We start from the raw sequence: 23,436 nt of genomic DNA on the forward strand, positions 1-23,436 counted from the left end.
ATGTCTTCACGAGAGCGGCACCATCGGGAGGAATAATCCCGACGTGCCCAGCGTCCTCGCTGTGTTTTTCTTCAAAGGAACCTCGCCCCAGACCATTCGGTCCGGAGACGGGGTATCAACATATCTGGCGTTGACTTTTGGCACGCTGTTGAGTTCTCAAGGAACGGAAGCTTCCTTCGAGACCGTTTCACCGGCCCCTCCGGGCTTTCCCTTCGTTGTCACCAGCTTATCAGACACTTTCGGGCCCGATTCCCGCCGGCGGGGGGATTTGCTTTTCGAATGGACGACGCGAAGAAATACTCGGGATTTTCATCCTGGGAGATTTCGCTGCGATCGAAGATTCTTCGAAGCGGACTAGATCCTATCCGCTGGCCTCGAACTTGTCCAGTTCGTTGGCAACTTCTCGAATCTACCTCCCCAATCCACCCGTGTCAACAGGTTTCTTGGGGCGAAGAGGAGACTAGCAGGTCAGCGGCACCAGATGCACATCCACACGCTGCGCCATCCGGGTCATGCTGCCGTGGGGAGGACGTCGCTGCGGTCGGAACGCTCAAGGTCGCCGGTCTCGCCGGCGTCGGCGGCGCGGCGTCCCGGCACGTAGACGTACGTGAGGAAGGCGAGCTCGGCCGCGACGCCGATGGCGATGCGGGCCCAGGTGGGCAGGCCGGAGGGGGTGACGAAGGCTTCGATGACGCCGGAGACGAAAAGAACGGCGGCGAGCCCGATTGCCATGCCGACCGCGGCCCGTCCCTCTTCGGCGAGGGCTGTCCGACGAGGGCGCGGACCGGGGTCGATGACGGTCCAGCCGAGGCGCAGGCCCGTGCCAGCGGCGACGAAGACCGCGGTGAGTTCGAGGAGCCCGTGCGGGAGCAGCAGGCCGAGGAACGTGTCGAGTCGGCCGGCGGAGCCCATGAGGCCGAGGCCGATGCCCAGGTTGAGCATGTTCTCGAAGAGGACGTAGAGCACAGGGAGTCCGAGGAACGCGCCGAGGACGAGGCAGTAGCCGACGGCCATGGCGTTGTTCGTCCAGACCTGTGCCGCGAAGGAGGTGGCGGGGTGGCTGGAGTAGTAGGACTCGTACTCGCCGCCGGGGCGGGTGAGGGTCCGCAGTTCGTCGGGGGCGGCGATGGCGGCCTGGACGTGCGGGTGCGTGGCGACCCACCAGCCGATGACCACGGCGAGCGCCGTGGAGAACAGGGCGGTGGGGACCCACCAGTGGCGTGAGCGGTAGACGGCGGCGGGGAAGGCCGCCGTGAAGAAGTGGGCCACGTCGCGCCAGCCGGGAGTGCGGGCGCCGGTGACGGCACTGCGGGCGCGGGCGACCAGGGTGGTGAGGCGTCCGACGAGGGCGGGGTCGGGTGCGCTGGACTGGACAAGAGAGAGATGAGTGGCGGCGCGCTGGTAGAGGGTGACGAGTTCGTCGGCCTCTTCGCCGGTGAGGCGCCTGCCGCGGTGCAGCAGGGCGTCCAGCCGGTCCCACTCGTGGCGATGCGCGGCTGCGAAGACGTCGAGGTCCATGGGTCGCTGCTCCTGGCTGGCCGGGAGGTCCCAGCTTGGCAGACGGGGCAGACTGGTCGGGCCGGGTTCCGGGGTGGGATCGAGGAGGGTGCCCGTATGAGCGGTGCGATCGGTACGAGTGGTGCGGGGGGCGGAGGCTCGGCCCACGAGGCGGGCGGTGCCGGCCGGTTGGTGACCGGCGAGGCGGTGGAGCTGGGTCTGCAGCCGGCGCGGTTGCCTAGCCGGGCGCTGGCGGCGGCGCTGGACGCCGTCGTCTATTTCGGTGGGTACATGGTCGTCTCGCTGGGGCTGCTCGCGGCGACGGCGTCGCTGGACGATGCCGCGGTGGCCGCGGTGTACGTGGCATCGCTGGTGCTTGTGCTGATCGGCGTGCCGATCGCGGTGGAGACGCTGTCGCGGGGGCGCTCGCTGGGGAAGCTGGCGTGCGGGCTGCGGGTGGTACGGGACGACGGCGGTCCGATCCGTTTCCGGCACGCGCTGGTGCGGGGGGCGGTGGGGGTGATCGAGATCCAGGCGTTTCTCGGGGTGATCGCCTGCATCGCCTCGCTCGTCTCGGCACGGGGGCGGCGGGTCGGGGACGTCTTCGCGGGGACGCTGGTGGTGCGAGAGCGGATACCGGTACCGCAGGCCCCACAGGCCATGCCGCCCGCTCCGCCGTGGCTGGCCGAGCAGGTGTCCGGGGTGGACCTCTCGGCGGTGCCCGAGGGGCTGTGGCTGGCGGTGCGGCAGTACCTGGCGCGCATGCACCAACTGGATCCGCAGCTGGGGTGGTCGATGGCGGAGCGGCTGGCGGCGGACGTGTCGGCGTACACGGGGGCACCGGTGCCGCAGGGGACGCCCGCGGTGGCGTATCTGGCGGCGGTGGTGGCCGAGCGGCAGGCGCGGGACGCGCGGCGGGTCTTCGGTGCGCCGGGGTTCGTGCACGCGCAGGCTTCGGCGCAGGGCTGGGGGGTACCCGGGGGGCCGGCGCCGGTGCCGCCGGCGGCGGGCTCGGCGGGTACCCCGGTCCTTCTCCCTGCTCCCCCGGTCTCCCCCGCCTCTCCCGTTCCGTCCGTCGTCCCGCCCACCCTGCCTGCCCCGCCTGGACCGCCGACGTCGTCCGCGCCGTCGAGCGGGTTCGCTCCCCCGGCCTGAACGGTCAGTCCGTCGCCGGGAATTGCGACGGAGGTGATTCGAGGTCCTCGAGTTCGATGCCGGGGGCCGCGAGGACGACGTCGCCGGCGATGTGCACGGTGTGCTGTTCGCCGGTGTCGAGTGCGCTGACCTGGTATTCGTCCACGGTCAGGGGTCCGTTGTCAGTGGGGTGTGCTTCGCTCTTCACCAGAGCCCACGACTGGTCGAGGGTGCGGGGTGCGAGTACGGGGGGCTGGAATGCGACGAGACGTACGCGGGTGGCCGGGGCGCCGGGGTGCAGGCGCAGCAGGCGCGCGGTCGCGATGTAGAAGGCAGGGGATACGCCGCTGAAGGCGTGTGCCCGGACGTTTCCCTCCTGGGCGTGTTCGCCGGAGGGATCGGTGCGTACCCAGGTGACGCCTTCGAGGGCGGCGCCGCGGACCTGCCAGCTCGCGGCGTTGAGCTCCAGGCGGATGGGGCGGCCGAGTTCGTCGACGGTGAGGTCGATGGAGCCCGCGTGGCTGCCGTCGGCGTGCGTGGTCTGCGCGGTGTAGCGCCAGCCGGAGGGGCCGGTGGCGCAGTGGAAGTGTTCTTCGCCGAGGGGGGTGTGGTCGTGCGTGTCGTGGAAGGAGTAGCGGCCGCGGGGCATGGGTCGACCTTACGGGGGCGGTCCCGGTGGTACGGGGCAGGCCCCCGCCGGGGGCGGGGGCCTGCGGGCCGGCTGAGGTGGTGCCGGGGCGCCGCGGTGTTCGCGGCGTCGGCGGTTGCCTCAGTAGCGGTAGTGGTCGGGCTTGTACGGGCCCTCGACCGGGACGCCGATGTAGGAGGCCTGCTCCGGGCGCAGGGTGGTGAGCTTGACGCCGAGGGCGTCGAGGTGGAGCCGGGCGACCTTCTCGTCGAGCTGCTTGGGCAGGACGTAGACGCCGATCGGGTACTCCTCGGGCTTGGTGAACAGCTCGATCTGGGCCAGGGTCTGGTCCGAGAAGGAGTTGGACATCACGAACGAGGGGTGTCCGGTGGCGTTGCCGAGGTTCAGCAGGCGGCCCTCGGAGAGCACGATGAGGGTCCGGCCGTCGGGGAAGGTCCAGGTGTGGACCTGGGGCTTGACCTCGTCCTTGACGATGCCGGGGGTCTTGGCGAGGCCGGCCATGTCGATCTCGTTGTCGAAGTGACCGATGTTGCCGACGATCGCCTGGTGCTTCATGCGCTGCATGTGCTCGGCGAGGATGATGTCGCGGTTGCCGGTGGTGGTGACGAAGATGTCGGCGGTCTCGACGACGTCCTCGAGCACGGTGACCTGGTAGCCGTCCATCGCGGCCTGGAGGGCGTTGATGGGGTCGATCTCGGTGACGATGACGCGGGCGCCCTGGCCGCGAAGGGACTCGGCGCAGCCCTTGCCGACGTCGCCGTAGCCGCAGACCACGGCGACCTTGCCGCCGATGAGGACGTCGGTGGCGCGGTTGATGCCGTCGATGAGCGAGTGGCGGCAGCCGTACTTGTTGTCGAACTTCGACTTGGTGACCGCGTCGTTGACGTTGATGGCCGGGAAGAGCAGGGTGCCGTCGCGCTGCATCTCGTACAGGCGGTGGACGCCGGTGGTGGTCTCCTCGGTGACGCCGCGGATCTCGGAGGCCAGCTGGGTCCACTTCTGCGGATTCTCGCCGAGGGTGCGGTTGAGCATCGTGAGGATCTCGCGGTACTCGTCGCTGTCGGCGGTGGCGGGGTCCGGGGCCGCGCCGGCCTTCTCGAACTCGACGCCCTTGTGGACCAGGAGCGTGGCGTCGCCGCCGTCGTCGAGGATCATGTTCGGGCCGCCGGTGGGCGAGTCGGCCCAGGTGAGGGCCTGCTCGGTGCACCACCAGTACTCGGAGAGGCTCTCGCCCTTCCAGGCGAAGACCGGGATGCCCTGGGGGTTGTCGACGGTGCCGTTGGGGCCGACGGCGATGGCCGCGGCGGCGTGGTCCTGCGTGGAGAAGATGTTGCAGGACGCCCAGCGGACCTGCGCGCCGAGGGCGGCAAGGGTCTCGATGAGCACGGCGGTCTGCACGGTCATGTGCAGCGAGCCGGTGATGCGGGCGCCGGCGAGCGGCTGGGTGGCGGCGTACTCCGCGCGGATCGCCATCAGGCCGGGCATCTCGTGCTCGGCGAGGGTGATCTCCTTGCGGCCGAACTCGGCCAGCGAGAGGTCGGCGACCTTGAAGTCGTTGCTGACGGGGGACATGCAGTCTCCTCGTGGGGTGGTTCGAGAGCGGACATCGGCTTTTCCGCTGCGGGGCGTGGGAGGCATGCGGACATACGTCTCCCTCGACCGCAGCTCAGCCCGTCGGAGGCCCTCTCTCCCTCGGACGGTCCGGAGAGCGGACCGCCCGACCGCCATCAGCAGCGACGTCTGGCTACCCATGAATCTACACCGAGCGCCAGGCCGGGACCGGACCCCTGGTGGAGGTGGCGTGGAGGGATCAGGCCGTTTCCGGGGCGGCCGGCGCCTCGGGGGCCGCCTTCTGCTCGCGGCAGATGTCGGGTTCCAGGTAGATCACCCGGGCGATGGGGACGGCCTCGCGGATGCGGGCCTCGGCGGCGTCGATGGCGTGGGCGACCTCGGCGGCCGTGTCGTCGTGCTGGACGGCGATCTTGGCGGCGACGAGGAGTTCCTCGGGGCCGAGGTGGAGGGTGCGCATGTGGATCACGCCGGTGACGGTGTCGCCGTCGACGATGGCCTCGCGGATGTGGGCGACGGTCTGCGGGCCGGCGGCCTCGCCGAGCAGAAGGGACTTGGTCTCGGAGGCGAGGACGAGGGCGATGATGACGAGCAGGGTGCCGATGCACAGGGTGCCGACGCCGTCCCAGACGCCGTTGCCCGTGACCAGGGACACGCCGACGCCGATGAGGGCGAGGACGAGGCCGACGAGGGCGCCGAAGTCCTCCAGCAGGACGACGGGCAGTTCGGGGGCCTTGGCGGTGCGGATGAACTGGGCCCAGGTCTGCTGGCCGCGCAGTCCGTTGGACTCCTGGATGGCGGTGCGGAAGGAGAAGCCCTCGGCCACGATCGCGAAGACGAGGACGCCGATGGGCCAGTACCAGTGCTCGATCTCGTGCGGGTGCTGCACCTTCTCGTAGCCCTCGTAGAGCGCGAAGACACCACCGATGGTGAACAGGACGATGGAGACGAGGAATCCGTAGATGTACCGCTCACGCCCGTAGCCGAAGGGGTGCTCCTCCGTGGCGGCCTTCTTGGCCTTCTTGCCGCCCAGCAGGAGCAGCGCCTGGTTGCCCGAGTCGGCGACCGAGTGGACGCCTTCGGCGAGCATGGAGGACGAGCCGCTGAAGGCGAACGCCACGAACTTGGCCACCGCGATGGCAAGGTTGGCGCCCAATGCGGCGACGATCGCCTTGGTTCCGCCTGACGCGCTCATAGGTGCTGGGTATCCCTTCCGTCGGCCACCGGTCTTTGCCCGGTCTTTACGGCACTACGGCGGGACATTCTTGCAGGCCGCGATCGGGCGGGTGCGTCAGGCCACCACGGTGGCACGGAAGACCGTTCCCTCGCCGAGGAGTTGGACCTGTTCGCGCGCGGGCACGTAGGCGGACTGGCCGGGGGCCAGGGCGAGTTCCCGCTGCTGTTCGCCGGCGGTGCCGTCGGCGTGGGCGGCGCGGACGGTGGCCGTGCCCTCGGTGCAGAGCAGGATCTGCGCGGTGCGGTCGTCGAGGGCGCGGGGGGCGCCGCCGGCGGCGAGGGCGTAGCGGGAGAGGCGGAACTCCTCGATGGGGGTGGTGTAGAGCTCCTCGCCGTCCGGGGAGGCCTCGGGGCGCAGGACGCCGGGGTCGGCCGACTCGAAGCGGACGATGCGCAGCAGTTCGGGGACGTCGACGTGCTTGGGGGTGAGGCCGCAGCGCAGGACGTTGTCGGAGTTGGCCATGATCTCGACGCCGAGACCGCTGAGGTAGGCGTGCGGGATGCCGGCGCCGAGGAAGAGGGCCTCGCCGGGCTGGAGGCGAATGTGGTTGAGCAGCATGGCGGCGATGACGCCGGGGTCGCCCGGGTAGGTGTGGGCGATGGACGCGTAGGCGGCGTAGGCGTCGGCGTACGGGCCGCCTTCGCCGGCGAGGCGGCCTGCTGCCTCGGCGGCCTCGCCCACGGTGCCGGCGATGGCGTGGCGTTCGGCGCCGAGCACGGCGGTGAGGACTTCGCGCAGGGCGGCGGCCTCGGGGTGCGCGTGCAGGATGTCCACGAAGGGCTTGAGGGAGTCGACGCCGAGGCCGGAGAGGAGATCGGCGGTCTCCTGGGGGTGCCGGAAGCCGCACAGGCCCTCGAAGGGCGTGAGGGCGACGATCATCTCCGGCTTGTGGTTGGCGTCCCGGTAGTTGCGGTGCGGGGCGTCCACGGGGATGCCGCGGGCCTCCTCGTCGGCGAAGCCGGCGGCGGCCTGCGCGAGGTCGGGGTGGACCTGCAGCGACAGCGGGGAGCCGGCGGCCAGCACCTTGAGGAGGAACGGCAGCCGGGGGCCGAAGCGCTCGACGGCGGCGGAGCCGAGTTCGGCGCGCGGGTCGGCGGCGATGACCTGGTCGAGCGGGACCGGACCGCTGCCGCGGTCGACGCGGGAGGGGGCGCCGGGGTGGGCGCCCATCCACAGTTCGGCCTGCGGTTCGCCCGTGGGGCTGGTGCCCAGAAGCTCGGGGATGGCGGTCGTGGAGCCCCACGCGTACGGGCGAATGGTGTTGGTCAGCCGGTCCATGGGCTCATGATCTCCCAGCGGAGGTGACGGCAAGGTAAACGGAGGCGAAATCCGTCACGGCGAGGAGTTCGACGGCGGCGTCCAGCTCGGTGCTGTCGGCGGCGGCGGCGAGTTCGCTGAGCGGGGTGTCGTGGGTGGTGGTGAACTCCCGGGCGACAGCGGCGGAGCTGGTGGCGGGGGCCTGGTTGCCGTTGCCGGGGCGGTGCAGCAGGACGACCCGCAGGCGCAGGTCCTCGGGTTCCTCGACGCGGTCGCGGAAGAAGTCGTCGGGGTCCAGGGCACCGGCCAGGGCGCCCGCGAGCAGCGCGCCGTGGGTGTCGACGGCTTCGGGGAGTTCGCCGTGCAGGGCGGGGCGTCCCGCGCGGGAGGCGATGGTCGCGGCGAAACGACGTGCGGCGACGGCGGACACGGGGCCCTCGCTCCACAACACGGGGAGGGATTCGGCGAGTTCGGAGGCGAGCGCCTTGGCGGGGTTGCTGTAGGTGGCGATGGCGGGGCCGCAGCGGGCGGCGACCTCGTCCAGGCGGTCCGCGACGCGCTCGATGGCGTCGGCGGGCGCGGGCAGCAGGCCGATCCGGTCGCCGAGGGCGAGCAGCGGGGTGAGCAGGGCCCAGAAGGCGCCCAGGTCCTCATCGGGGTCGGCGGCGTCGGACGCGCCGGGCGCGGGAGCGGCGGCGTACGGCAGGACCAGGCCGCGTACCTGGGCGATGGCCTCGGCGATGGGCGACCCGGCGGGCACGACGGCGGCGGCGGTGCAGCCGCGGCGGTAGGCCTGTTCGATGAGGTCGGCCAGGCCGGCCTCGGTGCCCATGGGACTGGCGATGAGCAGCAGGTCGAGCGGGCCGGCCCAGCCGGGCAGGGTCCAGTGCAGGTCGTACGGAGCGGGGCCGGTGGGGCGCAACGACAGGACGGGGGCGCTGCCGCTGCCGAGGGCCGCCAGCAGATCGGCGACGGTGGCGGCGGTGGCCGCGCCGGGGCCCGCGACGAGGACGCTGCGGGGGCGGCCGTCCGGCTTCAGTTCCCCTATGCCCGCCTCCTGCGCCAGGCGGGCGGCGGTGCGCACGCGGGCCCCCGCGGCGGCGACACCGAGGAGCAGGCCCCGGGTGTCGGCGCGGGCAAGGCCCTCGGGGTCGTCGAGCAGCGTCTCGTCCAGCATCGTGGCGTGACCTCCCGGTCCTGGTCTGTCGGGTCGGATGCGGGCGTTACGCCGGGCGGCGGGCCTCGTCGACCAGCAGGACGGGGATGTCGTCGCGGACGGGGTAGGCCAGGCCGCAGTCGCCGGAGGTGCAGGCGAGCTCGCGGGCGTCGACATCCTCGCGGAGGGGGGCGTGGCAGGCGGGGCAGGCGAGGATTTCCAGGAGGCTGGCTTCGACGAGCGGCATGGTGTCGCGACTTCCTTCGGGTCGGTGCCCGTGGTGTCCGGGCGGGGCGGGCGGGCCGTGCAGGCCGTACGAGCGGCCTTCCGGCCGTCGGGCCGGTTGGCCGTTTCAGCGTATCGCCGGGGCGTTGGCGGCGCGGGGAGCACGTCCCGCTCGGGTGCGCGCATTCCCGGCGCCCTGAGCGGGGCGCCGGGAATGCGTGGATGTGCGGGGTGGGGCGGCCCGGCGGCTCAGGCGCGGACGATCGCCAGCACCTCGTCGCGGACCTCGGCGACAAGGTCGGCGGTGCGGGCCTCGACGTTCAGGCGCAGCAGCGGCTCGGTGTTGGATGGGCGGAGGTTGAACCACCAGTCCCCGGAGGTGACGGTCAGGCCGTCGAGCTCGTCGATCGTGACGTCCGGGCGGTCGGCGAAGGCCGCGCGGACGGCGGCGGTGCGGCCGGCCTGGTCGTCGACGGCGGTGTTGATCTCGCCGGAGGCGGCGTACCGGTCGTACTCGGCGACGAGCCCGGACAGCGGGCCGTCCTGGCCGCCGAGGGCGGCGAGGACGTGGAGGGCGGCGAGCATGCCGGTGTCGGCGTTCCAGAAGTCGCGGAAGTAGTAGTGCGCGGAGTGCTCACCGCCGAACACGGCGCCGGTGCGGGCCATTTCCTGCTTGATGAAGGAGTGGCCGACGCGGGTGCGGACGGGGGTGCCGCCGTGCTCCTTGACGACCTCGGGGACGGACCACGAGGTGATCAGGTTGTGGATGACGGTGGAGCCGGGGTGCTTGGCCAGTTCGCGCGCCGCGACCAGTGCGGTGATGGCGGAGGGGGCGACGGGCTCGCCGCGCTCGTCCACGACGAAGCAGCGGTCGGCGTCGCCGTCGAAGGCGATGCCGATGTCGGCGCCGGTCTCCCGGACCTTCTCCTGCAGGTCGACGATGTTCTTGGGGTCGAGCGGGTTCGCCTCGTGGTTGGGGAAGGTGCCGTCGAGCTCGAAGTACATCGGCACGAGGTCGAGGGGCAGCCCGTCGAACACGGTCGGGACGGTGTGGCCGCCCATGCCGTTGCCGGCGTCGACGACGACCTTCAGGGGCCGGATGGCGGTGAGGTCGACAAGGGTGCGCAGGTGGGCGGCGTAGTCGCTGAGCAGGTCCTGCTGGGTGATCCCGCCGGGGGTGGCGTCGCTCGCCGGCAGGCCGGTCTCGGACCACTGCTCGACGAGTTCGCGGATCTCGGTGAGACCGGTCTCCTGGCCGACCGGCGCGGCACCCGCGCGGCACATCTTGATGCCGTTGTAACGGGCCGGGTTGTGGCTGGCGGTGAACATCGCGCCGGGCAGGCCGAGCTTGCCGCTGGCGAAGTAGAGCTGGTCGGTCGAACAGAGCCCGATCTCGGTGACCGACGCGCCCCGGGAGGCGGCGCCGCGGGCGAAGGCCCGGGACAGACCGGGCGAGGACGGCCGCATGTCGTGGCCGGTCACGATCGCGTCGGCGCCGGTCACGGTGACGAAGGCCGCGCCGAAGAGCTCGGCGAGCGGCTCGCCCCATTGGTCGGGGACGACTCCACGGACGTCGTACGCCTTCACGAGCTGGGAGAGATCGGTCACCGCATGTGCTCCACTCTGTCCGGTTGCCGGTCATGGGCTGTCGCCCAACCTACCGGGCATACCTGAACATCCGGACGAGCGGTACCCAGCACGGCGGATCGCGGTCGCGCACCGGTCCCGGGCAAGGATGGCCGGAAACGGGCGGGAATGACCGGGGTCAGGAGTCGGGCGAGCGCAGGACGCGCAGGTGGCCGCGCCGGGCGATCTCCATCGGGTCGCCGCCCCGGCCGCCGGTCGGCTTGCCACCGTCGCGCTCCGGGGGGCGGGCGGCCTCGCGCACGGCGTTGGCGAGCGCCTCCAGGTCGTCACCGCTGGGGCGGGTGGGGCCGGTGTCGGTGGCGAGGCGCACGACCTCCCAGCCGCGCGGGGCGGTGAGGCGCTCGGAGTGCTCGGAGCACAGGTCGTAGCAGTGGGGTTCGGCATAGGTCGCGAGGGGGCCGAGCACGGCGGTGGAGTCCGCGTAGACGTACGTCAGCGTCGCGACGGCGGGACGGCCACACGCGGTGCGCGAACAGCGACGTACAGGGCTCACGACGTTGGACGGTACCGCACTCTTGAGCGGGCCGCGACGACTCCCCGGGACCTCACTCCGTCGTGTCGTCCCGGTTCGCCGGGATGGCCCGACCTGCGACCCGCGGCCCTGACCTGCGAAGGGCCGGAAATGTACGACCCAACCGACGATGACTGCCGTCACCAAACGCGTCAAATGGCGTCATTTACCGGCAGCCCGGCAGTCAGAGGCGGGGAATTGCGGGGACGACACCTCGCGCGACCGTACATTCCGCGACATCGCGCCGGATGTCCGGTCCTCGTACCCCGTGGTGATGGCACCGGCCACGGGCCCGCATACCCGGGCCTCCCGGCGGCTACTCTCAGAGGTGATGGACACCCCTTCGCCCGCACCCCGCCAGCGCCGCCGCGACCGACACGGACGCGGCATGCGCGGCCCCATCGCGCCACCGCAGGTGCCGCTGGCACTCAGCCGCGCCGACGCCTTCGACGACCTCGTACGGGACGCGGCCGACCGTCTGGAGCGGAGGTGGCCGCAACTGTCGGAGGTGGAGTTCGCCGTGCAGGAGGTGCCATGGCCGTCCGGCGGGTCCGACGACGAGGCCGCCGGGTCCTCCGAGGACGGAGTGCCGCTCGGCCGGCTGCTCGGCGGCCGCAAGGGCAGCCCGCACCGGATCGTGGTGTACCGGCGGCCGGTGGAGATCCGGGCCAAGACCCGCGAGGAGCGCGCGCTGCTGGTGCACGACGTGGTCGTGGAGCAGGTGGCCGAACTGCTGGGGCTCTCCCCGGAGAACGTCGACCCCCGCTACGGCGAGGGATGACGCGAACGGCGGGTCTGCGCCGATGAGTCGGGCCCGGGACGCGATCGCGTCCCCGGCCCGACTCGTCGGCTTCCGGGGTCAGTTGAGGATCGAGAGGTCTTCCCTCGACGTCGGCACCGCCACCAGGCCCCCGTCGTCCGGCATGGGCTGGACGGTGAACATCGGGACACCGTCCTGCGGCAGCGCGAGCATGCGCGAGGCGTAGACCGGGCCGCCGGAGGACGGCTGGACCGTGACCGCGTAGGTGCCCTTGCCCGACGGGGCGGGCGGGGACAGCGAGACCGTCGTCCCGGCCTTGACGGTGAGCGTCTTGCTGACCGGCTCGCCGCCCGAGGTGGCGGCCGAGGTCGTGACCTTCACCGTGGCGTCCGCCTTGGGGGCGGTGAGGGCGAGGGTGGAGCCCTTGCCGCGGTTGTCGGCGGCGGTGGACCGGTCGCCGACGGGCTCGGTGGCGGGCAGGAAGGCGGTCTCCTGGTTGGCGCCCTTGCCGCGGGTGATCCGCAGGGCCGCGACGACCGGGGCCGAGCCCGTGGTGCCGCTCGGGGAGAGGACGAGTGAGCCCGCCTCGCCCTTGGTGACGTCGCCGAGGTCGACGGTGGTGGTCATGCCGCTCTTGACGTGGACGGTCTCGTGCCCGGCCGGGGTGATCTCGCCGCCGGAGGCCGCCAACCGCAGCTTGAGGTCGGCATCGTCGTCCCCGGTCGCGAAGACGACCAGCCGCACCGAGGTGGCGTCGGCCGGGATGCCCGGCATGACGAGGGTGTCGGAGGGGTCGGCGGACGCGGCGAGCCAGTCTCCGCCCGCCTTGGCGTCGATGGCCTCGACGGAGGCGCCGACCCGGCCGCTGCGGGCGCTGACGTGGAGGGTGAGGCCGTCGGTCTTCTCGGTGGTGAGGGTCGACAGCAGCACCGGGACGGAGGCACCGGGCGGCACGGTGATGCCGTCACCGGTGTCGGTCTTGATCTCGCCCTTGGGACCGTAGAGCTCCAGGTCGACGACGGCGGAGTTGTCGTCGGGGTTGGTCAGGTGCACGTAGTCCTGACGGCTCGAAGCCGTGCTGACGGCGGGGAACCAGAACTCGCTGTCCGGCACCGCGCAGGACGTGCCGAGCACCGCGCGCGCGGGGCCGGCGTCGATGACCGTGGTCTGCTGCACGGTCCAGCCGGGGGCCAGCGCACCGTCAGCGGTGCCGATGAGGGCCGGGGCGTCGGTGCTCCGGGTGGTGGCGGTGACGGGCTTGCCCGCCGCCTTGAGGGGGGCGACCGGCTTGGCACCGCCCTTGGGGCTCTTGGGCGCCTTGCCGTCCTGGCCGGCGGCGGGCAGGAGGCGGGCGCTTCCGTCGCTTCCGGCCGAGTCGCCCTTCGGCGTGAAGGACGTGTACTGCGTCGTCGCGAAGTCCGAGTCGGACGGCGCGGGGCAGGTCAGCGTCGACCGTTCGACGGGGAGCCGGGCCGCACTGGCGGCGGGCGCGGCCTCGGGGGTGCCCGCACCGGTCAGGGTGGCGATGCCGGTCACGGCGGCGAGGGCGGCGGTGACGCCGATCAGGGAGAGGGCGCTGCGGTTCACTGCTGGTTGCTCCCGTCGCGGCGGTAGCCGTCCGAGTCGTACGCCGTCGGGTCGTAGGGCGTGTAGGACGGGTCGTAGGGCTGCTGCTCGTAGCCCTGCTGCTGGTCGTAACCCTGTTGCTGCGGGTCGTAACCCGGCTGCTCGTAACCCTGCTGCTGCCCGTAGCCCTGCTGCTCGTCGTAGCCCTGCTGCTGCTCGTAACCCGGCTGCCCGTAACCCTGCTGGGGCTGGGGCTGCTGCTGTTCGCCGTAGCCGTAGGGGTCGTAGACCGGCGGTTCCTGTGGCTGCTGCTCCTGCGGCTGCCGGGCGGGCTGCTCGTAGCCGTAGGTGCTCTGGTAGTCGGCGGCCCACTGCTCCTGGCCGTACGGGTCGTTCTGCTGGGCCACCGCGGCGTAGGGGTCGTACTCCGGGTACTCGGTGTACTCCGTCGCCTGCTCCTCGGGCGCGCCCTCGGGGCGCTCCAAGGCGTCCGGATCGGCGTCGCCGGCCTCCGCCTCGGCGGCGGCGCGCAGCCTGCGGGCGCGGCGGCCGTCGCCGTCGGCCTGGGCCGGGATGTCCGCGGCGACCGCGGCCGCGCCGGCCGGGACCGGCTCGGTCTCCGGCAGGTCGTCGTCGATCTCGCGGCGGCGTCCGGGGAGCGCCATGACGACCAGGACCAGGGCGAGGAAGCCCTGGGCCCACATCCACACGACGTGGGTGAAGGGGTCGTCGTAGGTGAGGTCCAGGCGGCCGCCGGTGGCGGGGAGCCGGAAGCCCTGGGCCCAGCCGTCGACGGTGGTCGGGGTGAGTGCCCGGCCGTCGAGGGTGGCGTTCCAGCCGGGGGCGACGCTGTCCGCGAGGCGCAGGACGCGTCCCTCGGGACCGGTGGGGATCGTGGTGTGCGCCTCGACCTTGCCGGAGGCGACCATCACCGGCTGGGAGCCCGCGGCCCCTGCGGAGCCGGCCGCGTCGCCGGAGGCGGAGGCGGAGGGTCCCGAGACGATGGTGAGCCGGGCGACGTCGTTGTCCACCCGCCACAGCGCGCTGCCGTCGGCTTGGCTGAGCCGGGACAGGCCCGGGGTGCTGTCGAGGGTGCGGCCGACCTCGCGCGGGGCGCCCTGCTGGACGAGGACGTAGCGCACGGCGTAGCCGCCGAGCTGGGTGGCCTGGTCGGCGCCGGAACCGGCGACGAGGTTGGCGACGATCTTGTCCAGTCGGGTGTCGCCGCCCGCGGAGGCCGAGAGCTCGGCGTCGCCGAGGCGCGCTCCGGCCCCCCGCACGAGGGCGTAGGAGACGCGGGCGGACGTGCCCGACAGCACGAGCGTGCGGGCCTGGTCGCGGGTGGAGCCCTCCTCGGCGACGAACGCCGGGACCTGTGTCGGGTCGCGGCGCTCCAGCGGTCCGTCGGCGCCGCCGGCCATCCAGCCGACGGCGGCGGACAGCGGGGCGAGGACGGCGGCCAGGGCGACGAGGGCCGCGGCGGGCTGGCGCCAGCCGAAGCCGGAGGCGGCGAGCCGTTCCTGTGCGTTCTCGGCGCCGACCGCGGCCGCGGCGAGCAGGGCCAGGCCGTACACGAGAGTGGCGGGCCCGGCCCATGCGGTGCTGTTGGCGGCGACCGCGAACAGCAGTCCCGTCAGGGCGGCCGCCCAGGCACTGATGATGGCCAGCCGGCGTCCGCCGCGCAGCAGGGCGGCGAGCGCGGCCAGCACGATGCCGGCGAGCAGGAACCCGCCGGCCGCGCCGGGACCGCCGGGGTTGACCAGGACGAGGTCGGTGGCGGAGGCGGCGCGGGGGCCGTAGGGCAGCCCGGCCTCGTACAGGAAGCGCTTGGGCTCCGTGAGCAGGTCCAGCGACCAGGGCGCGAGCACCACCATGGGGGCGCCGAGGATCGCGACGGCCCGCATCGCCAGCGGCACGACGAGCTGTCCCTGCCCGCGCACGAGGCGCAGCAGGGCGGCGATGCCGAGAAGCACCAGCGCGATGGGCCAGGTGATGGGCGTGAAAGCGGTGGTGAGCGTCAGCAGCAGCGCGAAGGCCCAGGCGGCGCGCCAGCCGGGGCGCACCCCGCGGTCGACGGCGTCGCGGGACAGCCGCAGGCCGACGGCGGAGACGGCGGCACGCGCCATCAGCGGCAGCACGATGGCCAGGACCGCGGTGCCGAGCCGTCCGCCGGCCAGGGCGCCGGTCGCGGCGGGCAGGAAGGCGTACGCGACGGCCGCCCAGGCCCGCAGCAGCCGGGACTCGACCAGGGGACGGGAGGCGAAGTAGGCGCTCAGTCCGGCGAGCGGGACGGAGGCCACGAGGAGCACGGTCAGGGCGAGGCCGGTGCTGCCGAACAGCACGTTCGACATGACCGCCACGATCGCCAGGTACGGCGGCGCGCTGACGGTGCTGCCGGTGCCGAGGGCGTGCCAGGCGCCGAGGTACGAGCCCCACAGGTCGTTCGCCCGGTCCGGGGCGGGCAACAGCGCGCCGCCGGAGAGGGCACCACCGCCGAGGAGCTGGCGGCAGGCGATGAGGGAGAACAGCAGCAGGACCGCGAAGAGCATCGGGGCGGGCTGCCGGGCGATCCGCTTGAGCAGGGCGAACTGCTCGATCTCCAGGTACTCGCCGTCGTCGTCGCCGCCGCTCGGGCCCGCGTCCATGCCGCCGCCGTGGCGGCCGGCGGAGGTGGCGTCGGCCTCGGCGCGGCCGGAGATGTTGCTGACGACCTGTTCCACCGTGGCCCGCACGGTGGCGCCGGGCGGCGGGAAGAGCGGCCGCAGTTCAGCGGCCTCGACGGCGGGCCGGGAGCGCTGTCTGCGGGCGCTGAGGACGCGGCCGGGCCGCAGCAGCACCGACAGCAGGCCGGTGATCTCGTCGACGGCCTGCTTGGGGACCTTGCCGACGAGATAGGCCAGCGTGCGCAGGACGGTGCCGAGCACCAGGCGCGCGAAGACGTAGGGCAGCAGGGCGCCGCGGGTGTTGGCCAGCAGGGTGTAGACGGCGCCGGCCTTGTCGACGCGGTGCGGGTCGACCGCGGAGCGGCCGGCGCAGTCGACGGGGCGGCGTTCGCGGGAGGCGGCCTCGGCGTGCCGCAGGACGGCGTCGGGGGCGATGAGGACGGTGTGGCCGGCGGACTGGGCGCGCCAGCAGAAGTCGACGTCGTCGCGCATGAGGGGCAGCCGGCGGTCGAAGCCGCCCAGCTCCTCCCACACGTCGCGGCGTACGAGCATGCCGGCGCTGGACACCGAGAGCACCTGGCGCACCTGGTCGTGCTGGCCCTGGTCCTGCTCGCGGCGCTCCAGCCCGGTCCAGCGGCGGCCGCTGCGGGCGATGGAGACGCCGACCTCCAGGAGCTGGCGGCGGTCGTACCAGCTGCGCAGCTTGGGGCCGATGACACCGGCGGAGGGCGCGGAGTCGGCGACCTTCAGCAGGTTCCGCAGGGCGTCCGGGGCGGGCTCGCAGTCGTCGTGGAGCAGCCAGAGCCAGTGCACCGGCTCGCCGTGGGGCTGCTCGGGCTCGTCGTAGGCGTCGTCGTTCCAGCTGCGGGAGACCGGGTCCCAGCCACTGCGGCGCTGCAGGTACGGGAGCTGATCGGCGGTCATCGGCGGCGCCGCGCGGACGCACTCCTCGACGGCGGCGCCGAAGCCACTGCGCCGGGCGAGGTGCAGGACGCGCTGGTCGCCGAGGGACTCGGCGAGCAGCCGGGCGGAGTCGTCGGCGCTGCCGGTGTCGGCGGCGACGACGTCCTGGACCGGGCGGTCCTGGGAGACCAGGCCCGCGAGCGCGTTGGGCAGCCACCGGGCACCGTCGTGGGCGACCAGCACGGCGGTGACGACGTGGCGCGGGAACTCCGGAGCCTGGGCGGCGTATTGGGTCCCTGCTGAGCTGTTCACGGACATCGAGGTTCGGGCCCCGGTTCGCTGGACTTCGGACGACGCCTCAGGCGTCTCGGACGGGCCCCCACACTAACGCTTGCGGGAGGCCGCCCTTCCGGGTCCGGAGCACATATACGCACGAACTCGACGTGCCGGGCGTGCGCTCAGACGACGCCCTTCTTCAGCCGCCGTCGCTCGCGCTCGGACAGGCCGCCCCAGATGCCGAAGCGCTCGTCGTTGGCGAGGGCGTAGTCCAGGCAGTCGGAGCGGACCTCACAGGCGAGGCAGACCTTCTTGGCCTCGCGGGTGGAACCGCCCTTCTCGGGGAAGAAGGACTCGGGATCGGTCTGCGCGCACAGCGCGCGCTCCTGCCACCCGAGCTCTTCGTCGGCCTCTTCGGCCAGCAACAGCTGGAACAGCTCGGTCATGCGCGCCCCTCGTCTGTTTTCGCTTCCCCGTGATGTTGCCGTTACCTGTGACGGTCGAACGACACGAGTGAAATTACAAGTGTGCCGATACGGGCCAGTCAAGCCGAGATCTGCTATTGAGCCCGTTATTCACCCTGCGGAACCAAGGTCTGACGGAAAGTGTTCAAATCAGTCCAAACGTCCGCATACGTCAATCGTGATCGACGTCCAGGCCGGACCGGCGATCACGATGAGATCACGAAAACACAACGACGTTTCCTGGGGAGACGTTCCTGCGTACCCGTGTGGTTGCGTCCGCACCTTCCCGGGGCGAGGGTGCACAAACCTTTCACCTGGTCGAATAGCCGGATCAGGTGAAAGATTCACGACAAACCGGATGTCAAGTTGACAGGCACCCGGGAGAGCCGGTGTGCTGGGGCGCATGCCAGTGACCCACGCGCCTTCCCGGATCTGCCGCCTCGGCGAGTTCCGTCGTGCCGTGGAAGCTCACTGTCGCTGTTCCAGCTGTTGCCGCTGACGATCTTCATTCCCGGCCCGCACAGCCTCATGCGCCCTGCCTGACGCTCCTCACTTCCCGTAGGAACTCCCGCACCCATGAACAGCGACGTCTCGATCGCCGGCGACCCGCTCGCCGTCCCCCACCTCCTGCCGCCCGTCCCCGCCCACCCCGTGACGGTGGCGGAGTTCGCCGGGCTGGCCCGCCGCATCGCCGACGACCGCGCCCACTGGGCGCCGCGGGTGCGGTACGACGCCACCACGCGCTGGTACGACCGGCTGCGCACCGGGCCTGGCTACGAGATCTGGCTGCTGAGCTGGGTCCCCGGCCAGGGCAGCGGGCTGCACGACCACGGCCGCTCCTGCGGGGTGCTCACCGTCCTGGAGGGCGCGCTGACCGAGCGGGCCCTCGGCGGCAACGGCGAGGTGCGCCGTTCACTCTCCGCGGGGCACCAGCGGGTGTTCGCCCCCGGCTACGTCCACGAGGTCGTCAACGACTCCCTGGAACCGGCGGTCAGCCTGCACGTCTACTTCCCGGGCCTGACCGAGATGACGCCGTACGCCTGCACGTCGGGGACCCCGGCCGCCGAGGGGACGTTCACCGGCTGACAGCCGCGGCTGCCAGACTGTCGGCATGCGAATCGTGGTACTGGCCGGTGGCATCGGGGGCGCCCGCTTCCTGCGCGGTCTCAAGGAAGCGGCGCCGGACGCGGACATCACCGTGATCGGCAACACCGGCGACGACATCCACCTGTTCGGGCTGAAGGTCTGTCCCGACCTCGACACCGTCATGTACACCCTGGGCGGGGGCATCCACGAGGGCCAGGGCTGGGGCCGCGCGGACGAGACCTTCACCGTGAAGGAAGAACTGGCCGCCTACGGCGTCGGCCCCGAGTGGTTCGGCCTCGGGGACCGCGATTTCGCCACCCACATCGTGCGCACCCAGATGATCGGCGCCGGCTATCCGCTGAGCGCGGTCACCGAGGCGCTGTGCGCGCGGTGGAAGCCGGGCGTACGGCTGATCCCGATGACCGACGACCGCATCGAGACACACGTCGTGATCGACGACCCGGACGGCGGGGGCGGCCGCAAGGCCGTGCACTTCCAGGAGTACTGGGTGCGGCTGCGGGCCTCCGCCGAGGCGTACGCGGTGCTGCCGGTCGGGGCGGAGGGCGCGAAGCCGGCGCCCGGCGTGCTGGAGGCCATCGCCGACGCGGACGTCATCGTCTTCCCGCCGTCGAACCCGGTGGTGTCGGTCGGCACGATCCTGGCCGTGCCTGGCATCCGCGAGGCCATCGCCGAGGCGGGCGTGCCGGTGGTGGGCCTGTCCCCCATCGTCGGGGGCGCTCCGGTGCGGGGCATGGCCGACAAGGTCCTGGCCGCCGTCGGCGTGGAGTCCACGGCCGCGGCGGTCGCCGCGCACTACGGCTCCGGGCTGCTCGACGGCTGGCTCGTCGACACCGTCGACGCCGGTGCGGTGGACGAGGTCGAGGCGGCGGGCATCCGCTGCCGGGCCGTGCCGCTGATGATGACGGACCTCGACGCCACCGCCGCGATGGCGCGCGAGGCGCTGCGGCTGGCAGCGGAGGTGCGGGCGTGAACAGTGCGGCCTCCTACCGCGTGTGGGCGGTCGGCGGACTGCCGGAGATCACGGCCGGCGCCGACCTGGCGAAGCTCGTCGCCGCGGCCGCCGGCTATCTGGAGGACGGCGACGTGCTCGTCGTCACCTCGAAGATCGTCAGCAAGGCGGAGGGGCGCGTGGTCCGCGCCGACGACCGCGAGGCCGCCATCGACGCGGAGACGGTCCGGCTGGTCGCCCGGCGCGGTCCGACGCGGATCGTGGAGACCCGGCACGGTTTCGTCATGGCGGCGGCGGGCGTCGACGCCTCCAACACGGCGCCCGGCACGGCGCTGTTGCTGCCGAAGGACCCGGACGCCTCCGCGCGGACGATCCGCGCGGGGGTGCGCGAGGCACTCGGCGTCAACGTCGGCGTCGTCGTCACCGACACCTTCGGGCGCCCCTGGCGCGAGGGCCAGACCGACGTCGCCATCGGCGCGGCCGGTGTCCGCGTCGTCGACGACCTCCGGGGCGCGACCGACTCCCACGGCAACGAACTCGCCGTCACCGTCACGGCGTTGGGCGACGAGCTGGCCGCGGCCGGCGACCTCGTCAAGGGCAAGGCGGGCGGCACCCCGGTGGCCGTGGTGCGCGGCCTGGAACGCCTGGTGCTCCCGGCCGAGGAGAGCGGCGACGGCGCCCGCGCGCTGCTGCGGCCGGCCGCCGACGACATGTTCCGGCTCGGCACGTCGGAGGCGGTGCGCGAGGCGGTCTCCCTGCGCCGCACGATCCGCGACTTCACCGACAGCCCCGTCGACGGGGACGCGGTGCGGCGGGCCGTGGCGCTGGCCGTCACCGCTCCGGCGCCGCACCACACGACGCCGTGGCGCTTCGTGCTGCTGGAGACCGAGGCCGCCCGGGTGGGCCTGCTGGACGCGATGCGCGACGCGTGGATCGCCGACCTGCGCCGCGACGGCCGGAGCGAGGAGTCCATCGCCAAGCGCGTACGACGCGGCGACGTCCTGCGCCGGGCGCCCTATCTGGCCGTTCCCTGCCTGGTCGCCGACGGGGCGCACGACTACCCCGACCCCCGGCGGTCGGCGGCCGAGCGCGAGATGTTCGTGGTCGCGATGGGCGCGGCCGTGGAGAACTTCCTCGTCGCCCTCGCCGGGGAGCAACTGGGCTCCGCGTGGGTGTCGTCCACGATGTTCTGCCGCGACGTGGTGCGCGAGGTGCTGGACCTGCCCGGCGACTGGGACCCGATGGGCGCCGTCGCGATCGGCCGGCCCGCGTCGCCGCCGAAGGATCGGCCGGCGCGGGGCGCGGAGGCGTTCATCACGGTGCGCTAGGCGTCGTTCGTGCCGCCGTCACCGGGGTGGCCGGTCCGGCGCGCCGGAAATCCGGTCGACGGCCGGGTGGGTGGGAGGGCAGTCTCCGGACATGGAAGAACGTGTCTGGCCTCTGTACGCGCTCCACATCACCACGCCTCGGCTGGAGTTGGGCCTGCCCGGTCTGGCCGCGCTCGCCGAACTGGCGGGCGTCGCCGCCGCCGGCGTCCACGACGAGGCCCGTATGCCGTTCAGCGTGCCGTGGACGGACGCGAGTCCGCGCGAACGCGAACGGGCCACGTTCCAGCACGTGCTGGGAACGGTGGCGGCGTGGCGCCCGGAGGACTGGACGCTGAGCCTGGCGGTGCGGTGCGAGGGAGAGGTCGTCGGGCGGCAGGACCTGAGCGCGAGGGACTTCGCCGTCACCCGCGAGGCCGGGACGGGCTCGTGGCTGGGGCTGGCGCACCAGGGCCGGGGCATCGGCACGGAGATGCGGGCCGCGGTGCTGCACCTGGCCTTCGAGGGGCTCGGCGCGCGCTGCGTCACCTCCGCGGCGATGGCGGACAACCCGGCCTCGCGCCGTGTCTCCGACAAGCTCGGCTACCGGTTCGACGGCGTGGACGTGGCGGCCGTACGGGGCTCCGCCCGGACCCTGCACCGGCTCCGCCTGAGCCGGGCGGACTGGGAGGCGCGCCGTGGCGTTCCCGTCGAGATCCGGGGGCTGGAGCGGTGCCGGGACCTGTTCGGGGCCGGCGACGACGGCCGCTGACACGGCCGCCGCACCACCGCACCGCGGCCCCGGCCCCCCGCGGCCGGTGTCAGACGGTGTTCGCCGGCCCGGTCCTGCGGACGTGCAGCACGCTGCCGTCCAGGGGCAGCGGTGCCCGGCCCACCAGCGTGAGGCCCGCGTCGGCGAACAGCCGGGCGTAGTGGTCGGCGCGCCGTTCACGGCCGCCGACGTTGCACATCATGTGCAGGTCCCAGGCCGTGGCCAGCGAGGCCGAGCCGTCGGCGGGCAGGACGCGTTCGACGACGAGCAGATCGGCGGTGTCGGGCATCGCGCGGGCGCAGTGGCGCAGGATCTCGCGGCAGCGGTCGTCGTCCCAGTCGTGCAGGACGCGCGACAGGACGTAGATGTCCCCGCCCGCGGGTACGTCCGCGAAGTCGCCCGCCCGGAACGTGCACCGCGCCGTGTGGCCGGCCGCGCCCAGGACGCGGCGCGCGGCCTCGACGGTCTGCGGGCGCTCCAGCAGGAGGCCGTGCAGGCGGGGGTGCGCGGAAAGGATTCGGCTGAGCAGTTCCCCGTTGCCACCCGCGATGTCGACCACGGTGGCCCCTTCGGCCGCCGCGGTGAGCACCGGGTGGGCGGGCAGCGGGTCGAACATCCGTGAACCGGCGGCCATCGACCGGTCGAAGAGTTCGGCGAGTTCGGGGTCGCGGGCGAAGTGGTCGAAGTGGTTCTCGCCGAAGCGCTGCTCGAAGGCGATCTGTCCGGTGCGCACGGTGTGCCCGAGCCCGGCGAAGGACTCGTAGAACGGCCCTCCGTACATCAGCGCCAGCGGCCGCATCGACCCTTCGGCGTCCGCGCGCAGCAGCCCGCCGGTGTCCGTGAGCCGGAAACCGTCGCGGTCCTCGCTCACCACGCCGAGCATGGTGAGGTAGCGCAGCAGGGTGGCCAGGTTCGGCGCGAAGGCACCGATTTCCCGCGCCAGTTCCGCCACGCCGACGCCCCGCTCGCCGTCCATCGCGTCGGCCACCTCCAGCCGCGCGAACGCGGCCAGGGCCTGCGTCGTCCACGCCCCGGTCAGCAGGCGCAGCAGGGTCTCTGCGGGCTGCCGCTCGCGGTGCTCGTCGAGGTGGGCGGCGAGGATGTCGCGGTGGTCGCCGGGGACGTACAGCTCCACGCGCCGGTACCCGGCCTTGGCCTCGGCGGGCGCGGTGAAGTAGAACACCGTGCCGTTCTCGTGCGGGTTGTAGCCGCCGCCGTCGGGGGTGGCGCCGTACCGTCCGAAGGCCGCGCACAGGCCGCGCAGGACCAACGGGTCCGGTGCCTCGACCTCGAAGGCGACATGCGCCTCGTGCTGCCGCTCCCGCTCGTGCGCGGCGACCGTGTCGAGGTCCGAGCCCGGCGGCACGGTCAGCGCGAACACCTCGACCGTGCGCCGCGCCCCGTCCGGGCATTCCGCCACGGGGCGCAGGACGCCGATGTCGAGATCCGCCGCACACCGCTTGTGCCGTACGGCCAGACGCTCGCGCACGACGACGCTCGGCGCCGGCGGCGCGTCCGCGACGAGCCCGCAGTCGGCGAGCATGGCCTCCAGCGCCGCCTCGCCGGGCGGGAAGACGAGCAGCGCCGCGTGCGAGAAGTCGCAGCGCTCCACCATGGTCCGCAGCTCCGGGCCGTCGAGCCCGGGAAGCAGGAGCGGGAGCAGCGTGGCGGTGTCCTGCTCCTTGACGAAGTCGACCGTCGCGCGCAGGCGGGACGTATCGCCCGACAATGCCATGATCATTGCGGGGGGATCCTCATTCCGGTGTTCGGATGTGTGCGTACGGATGTAC

The 23,436-nt window shown here is 72.9% G+C and carries 19 protein-coding genes; 6 read left to right on the forward strand and 13 right to left on the reverse strand.

Going from position 1 to position 23,436, the window contains the following annotated elements:
- Positions 1-510: 510 nt before the first annotated feature.
- Positions 511-1,518 (reverse strand): stage II sporulation protein M, encoded by a 1,008-nt coding sequence (locus ACFWVC_RS12165; RefSeq protein WP_384282896.1) that lies wholly within the window; start codon positions 1,516-1,518, stop codon positions 511-513.
- Positions 1,519-1,614: 96 nt separating this feature from the next.
- Between ACFWVC_RS12165 and ACFWVC_RS12170 the strand changes: the two genes are divergently transcribed.
- Positions 1,615-2,652: an RDD family protein gene (locus ACFWVC_RS12170; protein ID WP_384282899.1), complete on the forward strand. Its 1,038-nt coding sequence runs from the start codon at positions 1,615-1,617 to the stop codon at positions 2,650-2,652.
- Between the two features lie 4 nt (positions 2,653-2,656).
- On the opposite strand, the gene ACFWVC_RS12175 is transcribed toward ACFWVC_RS12170, so the two are convergent.
- From ACFWVC_RS12175 to ACFWVC_RS12210, 8 genes are all read right to left on the reverse strand, one after another.
- Entirely contained in the window at positions 2,657-3,280 is a 624-nt protein-coding gene (locus ACFWVC_RS12175) for a hypothetical protein (protein ID WP_384282903.1), read from the reverse strand.
- A 120-nt stretch (positions 3,281-3,400) separates the two neighbouring features.
- Positions 3,401-4,852 carry an adenosylhomocysteinase gene (gene ahcY / locus ACFWVC_RS12180; protein ID WP_384282908.1) on the reverse strand — a complete coding sequence of 484 codons (1,452 nt, stop codon included), beginning with the start codon at positions 4,850-4,852 and terminating at the stop codon, positions 3,401-3,403.
- Between the two features lie 238 nt (positions 4,853-5,090).
- Positions 5,091-6,044, reverse strand: coding sequence for a cation diffusion facilitator family transporter (locus ACFWVC_RS12185; RefSeq protein ID WP_384282911.1), 954 nt, complete (start codon positions 6,042-6,044; stop codon positions 5,091-5,093).
- A gap of 96 nt (positions 6,045-6,140) precedes the next feature.
- Positions 6,141-7,364, reverse strand: coding sequence for a mannose-6-phosphate isomerase, class I (manA, locus tag ACFWVC_RS12190; RefSeq protein WP_384282915.1), 1,224 nt, complete (start codon positions 7,362-7,364; stop codon positions 6,141-6,143).
- A gap of 4 nt (positions 7,365-7,368) precedes the next feature.
- Positions 7,369-8,520 carry an SIS domain-containing protein gene (locus tag ACFWVC_RS12195; protein WP_384282918.1) on the reverse strand — a complete coding sequence of 384 codons (1,152 nt, stop codon included), beginning with the start codon at positions 8,518-8,520 and terminating at the stop codon, positions 7,369-7,371.
- Between the two features lie 46 nt (positions 8,521-8,566).
- The gene (locus ACFWVC_RS12200; RefSeq protein ID WP_319661606.1) at positions 8,567-8,746 is read right to left on the reverse strand and encodes a Trm112 family protein; all 180 of its coding nucleotides are present in this window, start codon (positions 8,744-8,746) and stop codon (positions 8,567-8,569) included.
- Between the two features lie 227 nt (positions 8,747-8,973).
- Positions 8,974-10,332: a phosphomannomutase/phosphoglucomutase gene (locus ACFWVC_RS12205; RefSeq protein ID WP_384282921.1), complete on the reverse strand. Its 1,359-nt coding sequence runs from the start codon at positions 10,330-10,332 to the stop codon at positions 8,974-8,976.
- 157 nt (positions 10,333-10,489) lie between these two features.
- Positions 10,490-10,864 carry a DUF3499 domain-containing protein gene (locus ACFWVC_RS12210; RefSeq protein ID WP_384282924.1) on the reverse strand — a complete coding sequence of 125 codons (375 nt, stop codon included), beginning with the start codon at positions 10,862-10,864 and terminating at the stop codon, positions 10,490-10,492.
- 349 nt (positions 10,865-11,213) lie between these two features.
- Here ACFWVC_RS12210 and ACFWVC_RS12215 point away from each other — a divergent pair, with 349 nt between their 5' ends.
- Entirely contained in the window at positions 11,214-11,663 is a 450-nt protein-coding gene (locus ACFWVC_RS12215; protein ID WP_384282926.1) for a metallopeptidase family protein, read from the forward strand.
- 78 nt (positions 11,664-11,741) lie between these two features.
- On the opposite strand, the gene ACFWVC_RS12220 is transcribed toward ACFWVC_RS12215, so the two are convergent.
- From ACFWVC_RS12220 to ACFWVC_RS12230, 3 genes are all read right to left on the reverse strand, one after another.
- The gene (locus ACFWVC_RS12220) at positions 11,742-13,229 is read right to left on the reverse strand and encodes a DUF5719 family protein (protein WP_384282929.1); all 1,488 of its coding nucleotides are present in this window, start codon (positions 13,227-13,229) and stop codon (positions 11,742-11,744) included.
- Positions 13,226-17,092, reverse strand: coding sequence for a glycosyltransferase family 2 protein (locus ACFWVC_RS12225; protein WP_384282932.1), 3,867 nt, complete (start codon positions 17,090-17,092; stop codon positions 13,226-13,228). Before ACFWVC_RS12225 ends, ACFWVC_RS12220 begins: the two co-directional genes overlap by 4 nt.
- Before the next feature lie 140 nt (positions 17,093-17,232).
- Positions 17,233-17,496, reverse strand: coding sequence for a WhiB family transcriptional regulator (locus ACFWVC_RS12230; protein ID WP_018559705.1), 264 nt, complete (start codon positions 17,494-17,496; stop codon positions 17,233-17,235).
- A 594-nt stretch (positions 17,497-18,090) separates the two neighbouring features.
- On the opposite strand from ACFWVC_RS12230, the gene ACFWVC_RS12235 reads away from it, so the two are divergent.
- From ACFWVC_RS12235 to ACFWVC_RS12250, 4 genes are all read left to right on the forward strand, one after another.
- Positions 18,091-18,600: a cysteine dioxygenase gene (locus tag ACFWVC_RS12235; protein ID WP_384282936.1), complete on the forward strand. Its 510-nt coding sequence runs from the start codon at positions 18,091-18,093 to the stop codon at positions 18,598-18,600.
- A gap of 25 nt (positions 18,601-18,625) precedes the next feature.
- On the forward strand, positions 18,626-19,591 hold the full coding sequence (cofD, locus tag ACFWVC_RS12240; RefSeq protein ID WP_384282939.1) for a 2-phospho-L-lactate transferase: 966 nt from the start codon (positions 18,626-18,628) through the stop codon (positions 19,589-19,591).
- Complete coding sequence (locus ACFWVC_RS12245) at positions 19,588-20,898, forward strand: coenzyme F420-0:L-glutamate ligase (RefSeq protein WP_384282942.1); 1,311 nt, start codon at positions 19,588-19,590, stop codon at positions 20,896-20,898. The genes cofD and ACFWVC_RS12245 overlap by 4 nt, the downstream gene beginning before the upstream one ends.
- A 91-nt stretch (positions 20,899-20,989) precedes the next feature.
- Positions 20,990-21,646 (forward strand): GNAT family N-acetyltransferase, encoded by a 657-nt coding sequence (locus tag ACFWVC_RS12250; protein ID WP_384282944.1) that lies wholly within the window; start codon positions 20,990-20,992, stop codon positions 21,644-21,646.
- 49 nt (positions 21,647-21,695) lie between these two features.
- On the opposite strand, the gene ACFWVC_RS12255 is transcribed toward ACFWVC_RS12250, so the two are convergent.
- A complete protein-coding gene (locus ACFWVC_RS12255; RefSeq protein ID WP_384282947.1) occupies positions 21,696-23,387 on the reverse strand; it encodes a methyltransferase in 1,692 nt (563 codons plus the stop codon).
- Positions 23,388-23,436: the final 49 nt, after the last annotated feature.

It is taken from the genome of Streptomyces sp. NPDC058691, from assembly GCF_042714775.1.
In the GTDB taxonomy this organism is placed as follows: Bacteria; Actinomycetota; Actinomycetes; order Streptomycetales; family Streptomycetaceae; genus Actinacidiphila.

Coding starts and splice junctions, on each gene's coding strand:
- cofD (WP_384282939.1), top strand. CDS start 18,626: ATGCGAATCGTGGTACTGGCCGGTGGCATCGGGGGCGCCCGCTTCCTG.
- ACFWVC_RS12185 (WP_384282911.1), bottom strand. CDS start 6,044: ATGAGCGCGTCAGGCGGAACCAAGGCGATCGTCGCCGCATTGGGCGCC.
- ACFWVC_RS12175 (WP_384282903.1), bottom strand. CDS start 3,280: ATGCCCCGCGGCCGCTACTCCTTCCACGACACGCACGACCACACCCCC.
- ACFWVC_RS12230 (WP_018559705.1), bottom strand. CDS start 17,496: ATGACCGAGCTGTTCCAGCTGTTGCTGGCCGAAGAGGCCGACGAAGAG.
- ACFWVC_RS12215 (WP_384282926.1), top strand. CDS start 11,214: ATGGACACCCCTTCGCCCGCACCCCGCCAGCGCCGCCGCGACCGACAC.
- ACFWVC_RS12195 (WP_384282918.1), bottom strand. CDS start 8,520: ATGCTGGACGAGACGCTGCTCGACGACCCCGAGGGCCTTGCCCGCGCC.
- ACFWVC_RS12165 (WP_384282896.1), bottom strand. CDS start 1,518: ATGGACCTCGACGTCTTCGCAGCCGCGCATCGCCACGAGTGGGACCGG.
- ACFWVC_RS12170 (WP_384282899.1), top strand. CDS start 1,615: ATGAGCGGTGCGATCGGTACGAGTGGTGCGGGGGGCGGAGGCTCGGCC.
- ACFWVC_RS12200 (WP_319661606.1), bottom strand. CDS start 8,746: ATGCCGCTCGTCGAAGCCAGCCTCCTGGAAATCCTCGCCTGCCCCGCC.
- ACFWVC_RS12250 (WP_384282944.1), top strand. CDS start 20,990: ATGGAAGAACGTGTCTGGCCTCTGTACGCGCTCCACATCACCACGCCT.
- ACFWVC_RS12225 (WP_384282932.1), bottom strand. CDS start 17,092: ATGTCCGTGAACAGCTCAGCAGGGACCCAATACGCCGCCCAGGCTCCG.
- ahcY (WP_384282908.1), bottom strand. CDS start 4,852: ATGTCCCCCGTCAGCAACGACTTCAAGGTCGCCGACCTCTCGCTGGCC.
- ACFWVC_RS12255 (WP_384282947.1), bottom strand. CDS start 23,387: ATGATCATGGCATTGTCGGGCGATACGTCCCGCCTGCGCGCGACGGTC.
- manA (WP_384282915.1), bottom strand. CDS start 7,364: ATGGACCGGCTGACCAACACCATTCGCCCGTACGCGTGGGGCTCCACG.
- ACFWVC_RS12235 (WP_384282936.1), top strand. CDS start 18,091: ATGAACAGCGACGTCTCGATCGCCGGCGACCCGCTCGCCGTCCCCCAC.